Consider the following 12,175-nt stretch of genomic DNA (forward strand, 5'->3'; position numbering starts at 1 on the left):
CAGTGGCGCACGGCGTTACTCGACTCATTGGGCCCTCCAGTGGAGGACCGGTGTGAATGCGGGGTAACGGTACATTCTACAGTTCCTCCGGACCGCGAAACTGGCTCAGATCCGCGGAAATTCGCTACAGAATCGCGGTTACTTGCGTAGGTTTTTTGCACTCGGGCACGTGTAACCACCCCTGGCCGGCATCACAGTTAGACCTGAAAGGCCACTGTGCGGCATGATTTTGTCTGATGCCTAATTCACTTGCCCCCGCATCCCCGTACGTCGACCTCGACCGCCAGGCCTGGCAGCGGCTCTCAGAGTCGACCCCGCTGCCGCTGACGGACCAAGATGTCGAGCGCCTCGCCGGCCTGGGAGACCCCATCGACCTCGCGGAGGTCGACGCGATCTATCGGCCCATCTCGCGACTTCTCAACCTATACGTGGGCGCGACCAAGCGGCTCAACACCGCCACGGACACGTTCCTGCGGGAAGAGTCCGGTGGGACCCCCTACGTGATCGGCGTGGCCGGCTCGGTTGCCGTGGGTAAGTCCACGACCGCCCGAGTCCTGCGCGAAATGCTCGCGCGCTGGCCAGACACCCCGCGCGTGGACCTGATCACCACTGACGGGTTCCTCTACCCCAACGCCGAGCTCGAGCGTCGCGGCATCATGAACCGCAAGGGCTTCCCCGAGTCCTACGATCGCCGCGCACTGACCCGCTTCCTCATGAAGGTCAAAGCAGGCCGCGCTACTGTCCAGGCGCCCGTGTACTCACACCTGACGTACGACATCGTCCCCGGCGAGTACCAAACGGTCAACAAGCCGGACGTCCTCGTCATCGAGGGTCTCAACGTCCTGCAGCCTGCGCGCCCAAGCATGGGCGGGCGTTCCAACTTGGCGGTCTCCGACTTCTTTGACTTCTCCATCTACGTGGACGCCAAGACCCAGGACGTCAAGCGCTGGTACGTGGACCGCTTCCTATCCCTGCGGGACACTGCGTTCTCCCACCCGGACTCGTACTTCAAGCGCTATGCGGACCTCTCTGACGAGGAAGCAATCGCAACTGCCGAGCGCATCTGGGAAGAGATCAACGAGCCCAACCTCATCGAGAATGTCCTCCCCACCCGCTCGCGCGCGTCACTGGTCCTGACCAAGGGCGCGGACCACTCCGTGGAGCGGGTCCGCTTGCGCAAGCTGTAGGGGAACGCAACCAGAATCGTCAAAAATAAAGAGGTGGCCGGCACTATGTGCCGGCCACCTTTGCGTTGGGATTTACTCATTCACAACGATCGTGCCCACCCTGCTCCGAATAGTTGCCCTCGGCGCGTGGGGCTGAGCGTCGGGGTGTCGACGCAACGCTTTCCAGTTGCTCCATGCCCGCACCAAACGTATGCCCGCGCCTGTGCCCAAAAGAGAGCACCTGGCGAAGCACTTGGTCCACGAGGAAGCCCACGAGCACACCACCCGCAACGCCCACACCCACAGCAATGACGGCGTGGCCCTTGAGCCAGGCCCCTGCTCCGACACCGATGAGTGAAGAGTACGCGGCCCACGTGAGTGCGGCGGTCGCCGCAAAGAACGCAAACGCCCGGAACGGGAAGCCCATGCGTCCGGCCGTGAAGTTGACTGCAACGCGTCCCACGGGGATGTATCTGGCCGAGATAATCACAGGTGCGGGGCGGCGCATGATCGTGCGCTCGGCCCACGCGAGCATTCGAGCAATCTTGGGTCTGTGGAACACTGCGTAATCACGCTTGCCCAACTTTCGACCTATGAGGAACGCGCACAGGTCACCCGTCAGCGCCCCAAGAATCGCAACCGTAAACACCAGCCAGATGTTGGGAGATCCCGCGCTCATCGAGAGCGCAATGACCCCAATGACGAGCGATTCAGAGGGAAAGATCGGTAGGATTCCATCGAGTGCAATGAATGCCCACAGCACAAGGAACAGCCACGGAGAACCCTCAAACGTGGTGGCAAAGTCGATGAGAGCATCGTTGACCAGGGAAAGCCATTCCATGCGTCGTGGACCCTCTTACGCGCGCTGCGCTACGGGGAAGTCGAGGGCGCTGGCCGCAGCATCCGGATCCGTGGACTGCGACCACAGCGCAACAAGGTTGTCTGTGGAGGACAGAGACCGGGTCTCCGCCTTGTCCACGTACACAATCCCGTACAGGTGGTCAGTCTCATGCTGGGCGATCCGTGCTGGCCAGCCGGTGAGGACCTCGTCAACCTCCTCGCCGTTTTCGTCCGTGGCAAGCAGGCGAACCTGGTGTGCGCGTGCGACTACGCCCTGGTAGCCCTCGAATGACAGACAGCCCTCATAGAAGCTCACTTCCCTCTCCCCCACAGGCTCATAGCGGGGGTTAATGATGACCCGGTACTCGAACGCCGTGCGCTCACGGGTGTCCTCGGGGTTGTCCGTTCCTGGATCCCGCATGACCGCAATCTTGAGGGGAACGCCCACCTGAGGTGCTGCGACCCCTACGCCTGGGGCGTCGAGCATGGTCATGTGAAGTGCGTGAAGGAAGTCAGGAAGGAGATCTCCCAGTTGCCCTTCATAATCGGCCGCCTCGGCTCGCAGAACGGGCTGCCCCAACTGAACCAAGGGAAGAATGCCGTCTGGGTGGGCCTCAAGCAAAGCGGAAACGAAAGCGCGGAGATCTGTGGTGCTCATTACGCAAGTTTCCCACACGACAAAGCGCCCATGAAACGGTGACCACCGAATCATGGGCGCTTGTTCACAAACGTTCTACCGCGCGAGCGCTATTGTGCCTACGGGTTAGGCTGTTCATCTGGCTCTCGCAACTCAATCTCACGAGACACTGGAGACGTGCCCCAAGGTCAGAGTGCGAGCTCCGCCAGCACGACGTCCGCGAGCTTCTGGCAGACCATATCAGCCTGCTCCTGCGAGCTGGCCTCAACCATCACGCGCACAAGAGGCTCCGTGCCCGAAGGGCGGAGCAGCACGCGGCCGGTGTCCCCCAGGAACTTCTCGGCCTGCTTGACGGCGTCGGCGACAACCTCGTTCGTAGCGGCGCTTGCCTTGTCCACACCCTTCACGTTGATGAGTGACTGTGGAAGCGACTGGATCTCGCTCACGAGTTCACTCATCTTCACGCGCTTCTCAGCCAATCGGGAGAGTAGGTGAAGTGCGGTCAAGACACCGTCACCGGTGGTCGAGTAGTCGGTCAGCAGGACGTGTCCGGACTGCTCGCCGCCAAGCGAATATCCGCCCTTGCGCATTTCCTCGAGCACGTAGCGGTCGCCTACAGCCGTGTTGATCGTCTTGATGCGGTTCGCGTTCATCGCAAGTTTGAGGCCAAGGTTCGACATGACAGTCAGAACGAGGGTGTCGTTCTTGAGCGTTCCGTACTCCTTGTGGGCCAGTGCGAGGGTACCCATGATCTTGTCGCCGTCGATCACGTTGCCCTCCTCGTCTGATGCGATGCAACGGTCCGCGTCGCCGTCGAACGACACACCAGCATGCGCCATGTGTCCAACAGTCGCGGAGGCCATACGGCGGGGTGCGGTCGCGCCGTACTCGTGGTTGATGTTGATGCCGTCTGGCTCAGCACCGATCACGATGACCTCGGCGCCGGCGCGGCGGAGAGCCTCGGGCCCAACGGTGGACGCGGAGCCATTCGCGCAGTCAACCACAACCCGAAGGCCCTGCAGCGAGTAATTCACGGTGCTCACCAGGTGATCAACGTACTTGTTGATTGCGTCGAGGTCCGTGGTGATGCGTCCTACGTCTGCGCCGGTTGGGCGCTGCCAGGACTCACCCATGTAGGCGGCAATCTGGTCTTCGATGTCGTCCTCAAGCTTGTAGCCGTGACGGTCAAAGAACTTGATGCCGTTGTCCTGCATCGGGTTGTGGGATGCGGAAAGCATGACGCCCAGGTCCGCGTTCATCTCGCCGGTGAGGTACGCAACCGCTGGGGTGGGCAGGACGCCAACGTCGATGACGTCCACACCCGCCGAGGCAAGACCAGCACATACGGCGGCAGAGAGGAACTCTCCCGATGCTCGCGGGTCACGCCCAACGATTGCGCGTGGGTGCCCGTCTGCGAACTCCCCGCGCAGGGCGAGAACGTGAGCTGCTCCAACGGCTAGGTCGAGAGCGAGTTCCGCGGTGACATCTCGGTTTGCGAGGCCGCGGACACCGTCCGTACCAAAAAGACGTGACATGTGCTTCCTTTAGTTAACTTACCTGCGTAACTACCATAAAGAACAAAGGCCCCGATGGCAGTGCCATCGGAGCCTTTGCAGAGGCTGAAAATCAGCGCTTGGAGAACTGCGAAGCCTTGCGTGCCTTCTTGAGACCGGCCTTCTTACGCTCGACGACACGTGGGTCGCGGGTGAGGAAGCCAGCCTTCTTGAGGGCTGGGCGGTTAGCTTCGGTGTCGATCTGGTTCAGCGCACGTGCGATTCCGTGACGGACCGCACCTGCCTGACCGGAGGTTCCACCACCGTTGACGCGTACGATGACGTCGAAGCGACCTTCAACGTCAACGAGCTTCAGCGGGGAGTTCACGAGCTGCTGGTGAACCTTGTTTGGGAAGTACTGCTCGAGGGTACGGCCGTTGATCTTCCACTGGCCGGTGCCTGGAACCAGGCGAACTCGTGCGATAGCTTCCTTGCGTCGTCCAAGTCCTTGACCTGGAGCGGTGATGCTCTGTCCGCGGCCGGTTGGGGCTGCGGTCTCAGAGGTGTAGCTGCTGGGGGTTTCTTCGTCCAGCACGTCAATGTCGACGGTGGTCTCGGCCACTTGGGTGTCCTCGCGTCCTGTTATGTCTCAGGTCGTTAAAAAACGACTACTGAGCAATCTGGGTGATCTCGAAGGGCTTCGGTTGCTGTGCAGCGTGTGGGTGCTCAGAGCCTGCGTAGACCTTGAGCTTTCCGATCTGCTGAGCACCGAGTTTGGTCTTTGGGAGCATGCCCTTTACGGCCTTCTCCACGGCACGCTCTGGGTTCTTCTCCATAAGTTCGGAGTAAGGAACCGCAGTCAGTCCACCTGGGTAACCAGAGTGGCGGTATGCCTTCTTCTGCTCGAGCTTGTTCCCACTGAGAGCAACCTTGCCAGCGTTGATGACGATGACAAAGTCGCCGCCGTCTACGTGAGGAGCAAAGGTGGCCTTGTGCTTGCCACGGAGCAAAGTTGCAACGTGGCTGGCGAGGCGACCGAGGACAACATTGGTAGCGTCAATGACGTACCAGTCCTGCTGGATGTCGCCTGGCTTCGGGGTGTACGTACGCACGTTCGTAGCCTTCGTTTCGTATTCGTTAGTCTCTGGTGCTTATTCAGCACTCAGAAAGGTCAGCGAGTGCTTCGCACGAACCTTAGCGAGTGGGCGCACTGGTTGTCTGAAGCAACTCGATCGTGTCTGTCATGCGGGTCCATGCGTGAACCTGTCTTGGTTCAGCGGCCATGTCCCCTTGCGTACCGAAGGTTGAAGCACGGTAGGATCCGTCCAGCAAGGGAGCTTCGGCGACATGCGACCTTGAGGAAGGACTCACGCGCTCTTGATGCTCACCGATTCTGCTGGCGATCTACAACCGATCCATTCGGTGGAATACGCCACGGCATACAACAATCAGGATTCAGTGTACCGCACATAGCACCCCGGTAAGTACTTGAGGTGCGTCACGTTTGGATGTGTCGCATCGACGGATTCCGCCAGCCGTGCGGGCACCATCGTACCGGGTGCCGCCTCGCCCAAAGCAGTGGGGCCGCAACCCTCCGGTTACGGCCCCACTGGGTTGTCACACTGCGGCGAGGCGATCCTCGCAGTCGGCGCACACCTTTTCGGCGGCGATGTGCTCGCAGTCGGTGCAGTACAGCCGCAGAACCTTGCAGCCAGGGTCCGCGCAGTTCAGGAAGCGGTCGGTGGACTGACCGCACTCGGAGCAGGAGCCCAGCGTCTGCGAGTCCTCGTCAAAGTTGATGAGCATGCGCTTGTCGAACACGTGCAGCGGGCCCTTCCACAGGCCCTTAGTGCCGAACTTTTCACCGTAGCGAACGATTCCACCCTCGATCTGGTAGACATCCTCAAACCCGCGGTTCTTCATAAGAACGGAGAGGATTTCGCAGCGCACGCCACCGGTGCAGTACGAGATGATCTTCTTGCCCTTGATCGAGTCGTACTTACCCGACTCGATATCGGCGATGAACCCGTGGGTGGTCTGCACGTCCGGGATGATCGCACCGTCAAACCGTCCGATCGCTGCCTCGAACGCGTTGCGTCCATCGAAGAACACGACATCGTCGCCGTGTTCCTCCACAAGCTTGTTCACTTCCTCCGGGCTCAGGTGCGTACCGCCACCAATAACGCCTTTGGAGTCCACTTTGACTTCGTCAGGGGTACCAAAAGCGACCAACTCTGGGCGGTCCTTGACAGACAGTCGTGGGAAATCGTCGCCCGTTCCTTCGGACCACTTGACGTCCATCTTTCCAAAGCCCGGGTACTGCTTGGTCGCCTTGACATAGCGCTTCAGGTTTTCCACAGTCCCGCCGAGCGTGGCGTTGATACCGTGCGGGGACACGATCACGCGCCCCTTGAGGTCCCACTGCTCACCGAGCGAACGCTGCCACAGCTTCACCGCGACTGGGTCTGCCACGGGAGCGAATGCATAGAAGAGGATGATCTTGTTAACGGCCATGGTTCAAGGATATTCGGTTTTGGGCGTGCCCAAATCGGTATTTGGTCACAACCCTGCTGCCCTTTTGATTTTCGACGATTGAGCGCGACCCAGCGTGAGGCTGGGTCGCGCTCAATCGTCGATAATGTATGGCCGCTCTGCGGCCCTGAGCAATGTGCGGGAAGGTGACCTGTGCGTCAGGCGATGGGCGGGATCGTGACGTCTTCGGCCTCTTCATCCATACGGCGGGCGCGGATCGCGGCCGCGCGCGCGGCTAACTCGTTGTCGGCGGGGTACTCGACACCCTCGAGAGTCAGGCCGTTCGGGGACACCACGGCACTCGAGTTCACTCTCGATTTGGACGCGAGCATCTGCGCAGGCCAGTTCACGTCCTTGAGGCCCTGACCCACATCGATGCTTGCGCCCACGAGGGCACGGACCATGTTGTGGCAGAACGCGTCGGCAATGATTGTGGCGCGTACGAGCCCTGCGTCCGGCCCGTCCTGGACCCGCTCCCAGGTGAAGGCCTTGAGCTCCCGGATCGTGGTGGCTCCGGGGCGAGGCTTGCAGAACGCGGCAAAGTCGCGTAGCCCAACCAGCGGAGCCGCGGCACGAGACATCACGTCCACGTCCAGCGGATAGCGCTGCCAATACACGTAGTCCGCCGTGAGAGGATCGCGCAGCGCGACCGCGTCCGCAATGCGGTAGTTGTACGTACGGTAGAGGGCAGAGAATCGGGCGTCAAAGCCCTCGGGCGCCTCATCGCAGGAGAAGACCACGATGTCCCTCGGCAACAGCGCATTCAACTTCTCTGTTAGTGCTAGGCCCGGCGTGCGGTCGGAACGACCGGGGAAACCTAGCCAGCGTTCGCGCGGCAGATCCACGTGCACCACTTGGCCGCGCGCGTGTACGCCGGCGTCCGTGCGCCCGGCCACCGTGACACGCACAGGCTGGCGTACCAGACGCTCCAGCGCCTCCTCAAGGAGTCCTTGGACGCTGCGAAGGCCAGGCTGCGTAGCCCAGCCAACAAAGTCGGTTCCGTTGTACGCCAGATCGATTCGGATTCTCAACACTCTCCTATTCTCGCCTACCCCGCGCCGGGGCAGTGAATCGCAATCGGCTGCGGGCGACGCCTATCCTTGAGATTGTGAATCACGCACCCTTTGACTCGGAACCCTTTGAGGTCTTTGCACCCGCCGGTCAGGATGGGTACGCCCGACCGCTCACGCTCTCCGTGGACTGCGGCGGAGGTGCCATCAAATCTGCGGTGTGCGATGCACGGGGCCACCTTGTCACGGAGTCACGGCGCATAGACGTAAGTTACCCCTTCACCCCTGAGGATCTGATTGCCATGATCGTCTCCGTCAGGGACTGGGCCGCGGAACACGGCGCTGCGCCCCAGCGCGTCGCAGTGGGCGTCCCCGGAATGATTCGAGCCGGGACCATTCAGTACACCCCGCACTACATCCGCACAGCGGGCCCACACACCACGGTCCTTCCGGAACTCGAGAATGCATGGAATGGGCTCAACCTCGCGGGCGCGCTCGAGAAGGCTCTGGGCCAGCCCGTGCGAGTCGTCAACGACTCCGAGATGCACGGAGCCGCACTCATCACGGGACAGGGCCTCGAGGTGGCGCTCACCTTTGGCACGGGGCTAGGCTCGGCGCACTTCCTAGGCGGAGCCCTCCAAGCACACCTCGAACTCTCGCACGGACAGTTCCTCGCGGACACCACCTACGACCAATACATCGGCGAACATGTGCGACGTAGGCTCGGCAATGACGAGTGGTCCGAACGAGTCGTCGAGGTAGTTTCAGCACTCTTCCCAGTGTTCCGCTGGGACACGCTCTATATTGGCGGGGGCAACGCCCATAACCTCACCCCGGAGGCACTCGAAGCATTAACCGCCATCGGCCCACTCACCCGAGTAGTCGCAAACAGCGTCGCACTGTCCGGCGGCGCCCACATCTGGGCTTAGTGGCCGGGCACCGGAGACACAACAGCGAAGGGCCCCGATCCATTGGATCGGGGCCCTTCGCGTGAGGTGAAGTACCTAGAAGACGAGCTTAAGCTCAGGCTTCCTTGGTCTCTTCAGCGGCCTCGGTAACCTCAGCCTCAACAGCTGCGGTTTCCTCAACTGGAGCCTCTACTGGAGCTTCAGCCTTCTTTGCAGCCTTCTCGGCAGCCTTGGTGGCTTCCTTGACTACAGCCTGCTTAGGAGAAACTGGCTCCATCACGAGCTCGATAACTGCCATAGGAGCGTTGTCGCCCTTACGAGTACCGACCTTGGTGATGCGGGTGTATCCACCGTCGCGCTCAGCCATGGCTGGAGCGATCTCGGTGAAGAGACGGTGAACGATGGTCTTTGCGTCACCCTCGGCGTCACGAACGTGAACCGTCTTGTTGCGGATGATCTGCGAGACCTGGCGGCGTGCGTGGATGTCTCCGCGCTTTGCCTTGGTGATGAGGCGCTCAGCGAGTGGCTGAAGGCGCTTCGCCTTGGTCACGGTGGTGGTGATGCGACCGTGCTCGAACAGGTTGGAAGCAAGGTTCGCGAGGATCAGACGCTCGTGAGCCGGGCTACCACCGAGCCGTGCACCCTTGGTAGGGGTAGGCATAGTTGATGCTCCTTGAGATTGTTACGACGACCGGCCGCAGCCGATCAGTCCAGAAGTCAGTTGTACTGCTCGTCTTCGTCGTCGAAGTAGTTCGCCGAGGAAGTTGGATCGAAATCGAGTGGCGAGTCCTTCAGGTTCAGGCCGAGCTCAGCGAGCTTTTCCTTCACCTCGTTTATGGACTTGGCACCGAAGTTACGAATGTCGAGCAGATCTGCCTCGGAGCGAGCAACGAGTTCACCAACCTGGTGAATGCCCTCGCGCTTGAGGCAGTTGTACGAACGGATCGTCAGCTGGAGGTCTTCGATAGGAAGAGCCAGGTCAGCAGCAAGCGCTGCGTCAGTTGGCGATGGACCGATCTCAATGCCTTCTGCTTCTACGTTGAGTTCGCGTGCGAGACCGAAGAGCTCAACAAGCGTCTTGCCCGCGGATGCGAGTGCATCGCGAGGAGCAATAGCTTCCTGCTTGGTCTCAACGTCGACGATGAGCTTGTCAAAGTCGGTGCGCTGCTCAACACGCGTTGCCTCGACCTTGTAGGTCACCTTGAGGACTGGCGAGTAGATGGAGTCAACCGGAATACGGCCGATCTCAGCTTCAAAAGACTTGTTCTGGCTTGCGGAGACGTATCCACGTCCACGCTCAACAGTGAGTTCGATCTCCAGCTTGCCCTTGTCGTTCAGAGTTGCAATGTGAAGGTCAGAGTTGTGAACCTCAACACCTGCTGGTGGAACGATGTCCGCAGCAGTAACTACTCCCGCACCCTGCTTGCGCAGGTACATCACGACTGGCTCGTCGTTCTCCGAGGAGAGGACGATGTTCTTGATGTTGAGGATGATCTCGGTGACGTCTTCCTTAACACCCGTAATGGTGGTGAACTCGTGGAGTACACCGTCAATGCGGATGGAGGTTACTGCTGCTCCAGGGATGGAGGACAGCAGGGTACGACGCAGCGAGTTACCGAGCGTGTAGCCGAAGCCTGGCTCGAGTGGCTCGATGGTGAACCGTGAACGGTTGTCCGAGATGACCTCTTCAGAGAGGGTTGGGCGCTGTGCAATAAGCACTTGGTGGTTTCCTTTCGAAATGCGTCCACTATTTGACGCATACCTGGACGGGCGGCTTGCGCCACCCGCTTCAACCTGACATGTCCACTTCGCTATACGACGATCTTGGTGCGCTGGCACGTGATCTCACGGACCAGCGTGACCAAGATCGTCGTTAAGACAAAAGGCGAACGATTGTTACGGGATCAGACGCGGCGACGCTTTGGCTGGCGGCAGCCGTTGTGTGCCTGAGGCGTAACGTCCTGGATCGAACCAACCTCGAGGCCAGCAGCCTGGAGGGAGCGGATCGCGGTCTCGCGGCCGGAGCCTGGACCCTTTACGAAGACGTCTACCTTCTTCATTCCGTGTTCCTGAGCGCGGCGTGCAGCCGACTCAGCGGCAAGCTGAGCTGCGTAAGGGGTCGACTTACGCGATCCCTTGAAGCCAACCTGACCGGACGATGCCCACGAAATCACAGCACCCGAAGGGTCAGTGATCGAGACGATCGTGTTGTTAAACGTGCTCTTGATGTGAGCCTGGCCGATTGCGACGTTCTTTTTGTCCTTGCGGCGAGGCTTGCGTACGCTCTGGGCGCCGCGAGTCTTTGGAGGCATGTGCTCTTTCTCTCCTGAGTTGAGATCTTCGGATCGATAACTCTGTGGGTTTGTGCGTTCAAACGAACGAGAAACTGCCAAACAGAGTCAAACGAACTACTGCTGCTAGATCAGCGAGCCTTCTTCTTACCGGCCACTGTCTTCTTTGGACCCTTACGGGTACGTGCGTTGGTCTTGGTGCGCTGACCACGAACTGGAAGTCCGCGGCGGTGACGAAGACCCTCGTAGCAGCCGATCTCAACCTTGCGGCGAATGTCGGCAGCAACCTCACGGCGAAGGTCACCTTCGAGCTTGAAGTTGCCCTCGAGGAAGTCACGGATGGCGACGAGCTGAGCGTCGTCGAGGTCCTTAACGCGAACGTCTGGGGAGATTCCCGTTGCAGCAATTGCCTGCTCGGAACGGGTACGGCCCACGCCGTAGATGTAAGTGAGAGCTACCACTACTCGCTTGTCGCGAGGGAGGTCCACTCCAATCAAACGTGCCATTATTGATGGCTCCTGTGTGTCTTTCGGAGGTCTGAAGCTTCACCTCTCGCGGTTCGCGAGCCCCGGCCTCCGAGCCGAGGGTGTGCCAACGTCGGACGAATCCGAGAGGTTGGCGGTGAAACTTTCTTTCTATGCCTGGGATCTAGACAGGCTGGGTCGTCTACGACCCTGACGTCGCGTTGCCGCTGAACGAGGAAAACCTCGTATCAGCCCTGGCGCTGCTTGTGACGCAGGTTCTCGCAGATGACCATGACGCGACCGTGACGGCGGATAACCTTGCACTTGTCGCAGATCTTCTTAACGCTAGGGTTGACCTTCATCGTGTCTCCTCTGCTGGCGTTGGTGGCAGGCATAGCCCACTCCCACTACCGGCAGTGATCGAAGTGGTTACTTGTAGCGGTAGACGATTCGGCCACGGGTCAAGTCGTATGGGCTCAACTCAACGACCACCCGGTCCTCTGGGAGGATTCGAATGTAGTGTTGACGCATCTTTCCCGAGATGTGCGCGAGCACCTTGTGCCCGTTGGCAAGTTCTACCCGAAACATTGCGTTTGGGAGAGCTTCAACCACGCTGCCCTCGATCTCGATGACGCCGTCCTTCTTCGCCATATACTCCGCTAACTCCTGTAATTTGGATTGCTAGCATGTGATTTACACATACCAAGGATCTATCTTACGGCATAGATGAGTCCGATGGCATCGTGATGCCGCTTACTTTCCACCACGATTTTGCACATGTGCTGGGAGTTGCCCGTATCGTCGAAAATCAAGAGGGTGGGGTGGTGGTGCAGT

Annotated in this window: 15 protein-coding genes; 2 read left to right on the forward strand and 13 right to left on the reverse strand. The window is 60.1% G+C overall.

Translation table 11 applies throughout. The annotated features are described in order from the left end of the window. The first annotated feature begins 236 nt into the window (after positions 1 to 236). Positions 237 to 1,187, forward strand: coding sequence for a type I pantothenate kinase (gene coaA / locus HGSM_RS00260; RefSeq protein WP_019146736.1), 951 nt, complete (start codon positions 237 to 239; stop codon positions 1,185 to 1,187). Between the two features lie 76 nt (positions 1,188 to 1,263). Here the strand turns inward: coaA and HGSM_RS00265 are convergent, their stop codons facing one another. The 7 genes from HGSM_RS00265 to truA form a co-directional block, all read right to left on the reverse strand. Then, positions 1,264 to 2,007, reverse strand: coding sequence for a DedA family protein (locus HGSM_RS00265; RefSeq protein ID WP_019146737.1), 744 nt, complete (start codon positions 2,005 to 2,007; stop codon positions 1,264 to 1,266). Between the two features lie 15 nt (positions 2,008 to 2,022). Next, entirely contained in the window at positions 2,023 to 2,664 is a 642-nt protein-coding gene (locus HGSM_RS00270) for a peptide deformylase (RefSeq protein ID WP_019146738.1), read from the reverse strand. A gap of 167 nt (positions 2,665 to 2,831) precedes the next feature. Continuing rightward, complete coding sequence (glmM, locus tag HGSM_RS00275; protein ID WP_019146739.1) at positions 2,832 to 4,178, reverse strand: phosphoglucosamine mutase; 1,347 nt, start codon at positions 4,176 to 4,178, stop codon at positions 2,832 to 2,834. 91 nt (positions 4,179 to 4,269) lie between these two features. Continuing rightward, the gene (gene rpsI / locus HGSM_RS00280; RefSeq protein WP_019146740.1) at positions 4,270 to 4,758 is read right to left on the reverse strand and encodes a 30S ribosomal protein S9; all 489 of its coding nucleotides are present in this window, start codon (positions 4,756 to 4,758) and stop codon (positions 4,270 to 4,272) included. A 46-nt stretch (positions 4,759 to 4,804) separates the two neighbouring features. Further along, on the reverse strand, positions 4,805 to 5,248 hold the full coding sequence (rplM, locus tag HGSM_RS00285; RefSeq protein WP_019146741.1) for a 50S ribosomal protein L13: 444 nt from the start codon (positions 5,246 to 5,248) through the stop codon (positions 4,805 to 4,807). A gap of 505 nt (positions 5,249 to 5,753) precedes the next feature. Beyond that, positions 5,754 to 6,650, reverse strand: a complete 897-nt coding sequence (gene trhO, locus HGSM_RS00290; RefSeq protein WP_019146742.1) for an oxygen-dependent tRNA uridine(34) hydroxylase TrhO — start codon at positions 6,648 to 6,650, stop codon at positions 5,754 to 5,756. A gap of 176 nt (positions 6,651 to 6,826) precedes the next feature. Continuing rightward, the gene (truA, locus tag HGSM_RS00295; protein WP_019146743.1) at positions 6,827 to 7,702 is read right to left on the reverse strand and encodes a tRNA pseudouridine(38-40) synthase TruA; all 876 of its coding nucleotides are present in this window, start codon (positions 7,700 to 7,702) and stop codon (positions 6,827 to 6,829) included. 74 nt (positions 7,703 to 7,776) lie between these two features. On the opposite strand from truA, the gene HGSM_RS00300 reads away from it, so the two are divergent. Next, on the forward strand, positions 7,777 to 8,607 hold the full coding sequence (locus HGSM_RS00300; protein ID WP_019146744.1) for an ROK family protein: 831 nt from the start codon (positions 7,777 to 7,779) through the stop codon (positions 8,605 to 8,607). Between the two features lie 94 nt (positions 8,608 to 8,701). Here HGSM_RS00300 and rplQ read toward each other — a convergent pair whose 3' ends face one another. The 6 genes from rplQ to infA all read right to left on the reverse strand — a co-directional run bounded on the left by rplQ (position 8,702) and on the right by infA (position 11,992). Beyond that, positions 8,702 to 9,247 (reverse strand): 50S ribosomal protein L17, encoded by a 546-nt coding sequence (gene rplQ / locus HGSM_RS00305; protein ID WP_019146745.1) that lies wholly within the window; start codon positions 9,245 to 9,247, stop codon positions 8,702 to 8,704. A 56-nt stretch (positions 9,248 to 9,303) separates the two neighbouring features. Then, positions 9,304 to 10,305 carry a DNA-directed RNA polymerase subunit alpha gene (locus HGSM_RS00310; protein WP_019146746.1) on the reverse strand — a complete coding sequence of 334 codons (1,002 nt, stop codon included), beginning with the start codon at positions 10,303 to 10,305 and terminating at the stop codon, positions 9,304 to 9,306. Positions 10,306 to 10,490: 185 nt separating this feature from the next. After that, on the reverse strand, positions 10,491 to 10,898 hold the full coding sequence (rpsK, locus tag HGSM_RS00315) for a 30S ribosomal protein S11 (protein ID WP_019146747.1): 408 nt from the start codon (positions 10,896 to 10,898) through the stop codon (positions 10,491 to 10,493). Between the two features lie 110 nt (positions 10,899 to 11,008). Next, on the reverse strand, positions 11,009 to 11,383 hold the full coding sequence (gene rpsM / locus HGSM_RS00320) for a 30S ribosomal protein S13 (protein ID WP_019146748.1): 375 nt from the start codon (positions 11,381 to 11,383) through the stop codon (positions 11,009 to 11,011). A 206-nt stretch (positions 11,384 to 11,589) separates the two neighbouring features. Beyond that, positions 11,590 to 11,703, reverse strand: a complete 114-nt coding sequence (rpmJ, locus tag HGSM_RS00325; RefSeq protein WP_018682809.1) for a 50S ribosomal protein L36 — start codon at positions 11,701 to 11,703, stop codon at positions 11,590 to 11,592. Positions 11,704 to 11,770: 67 nt separating this feature from the next. Next, positions 11,771 to 11,992: a translation initiation factor IF-1 gene (gene infA, locus HGSM_RS00330; RefSeq protein WP_019146749.1), complete on the reverse strand. Its 222-nt coding sequence runs from the start codon at positions 11,990 to 11,992 to the stop codon at positions 11,771 to 11,773. Positions 11,993 to 12,175: the final 183 nt, after the last annotated feature.

Source organism: Timonella senegalensis JC301, assembly GCF_000312125.1.
Taxonomy (GTDB): Bacteria; Actinomycetota; Actinomycetes; order Actinomycetales; family Cellulomonadaceae; genus Timonella; species Timonella senegalensis.

Bases quoted from the DNA above. Each gene is read 5' to 3' on its own strand.
- rpmJ (WP_018682809.1), bottom strand. From the start codon at position 11,703: ATGAAGGTCAACCCTAGCGTTAAGAAGATCTGCGACAAGTGCAAGGTT.
- rpsM (WP_019146748.1), bottom strand. From the start codon at position 11,383: ATGGCACGTTTGATTGGAGTGGACCTCCCTCGCGACAAGCGAGTAGTG.
- infA (WP_019146749.1), bottom strand. From the start codon at position 11,992: ATGGCGAAGAAGGACGGCGTCATCGAGATCGAGGGCAGCGTGGTTGAA.
- HGSM_RS00265 (WP_019146737.1), bottom strand. From the start codon at position 2,007: ATGGAATGGCTTTCCCTGGTCAACGATGCTCTCATCGACTTTGCCACC.
- rplQ (WP_019146745.1), bottom strand. From the start codon at position 9,247: ATGCCTACCCCTACCAAGGGTGCACGGCTCGGTGGTAGCCCGGCTCAC.
- rpsK (WP_019146747.1), bottom strand. From the start codon at position 10,898: ATGCCTCCAAAGACTCGCGGCGCCCAGAGCGTACGCAAGCCTCGCCGC.
- glmM (WP_019146739.1), bottom strand. From the start codon at position 4,178: ATGTCACGTCTTTTTGGTACGGACGGTGTCCGCGGCCTCGCAAACCGA.
- trhO (WP_019146742.1), bottom strand. From the start codon at position 6,650: ATGGCCGTTAACAAGATCATCCTCTTCTATGCATTCGCTCCCGTGGCA.
- coaA (WP_019146736.1), top strand. From the start codon at position 237: ATGCCTAATTCACTTGCCCCCGCATCCCCGTACGTCGACCTCGACCGC.
- HGSM_RS00270 (WP_019146738.1), bottom strand. From the start codon at position 2,664: ATGAGCACCACAGATCTCCGCGCTTTCGTTTCCGCTTTGCTTGAGGCC.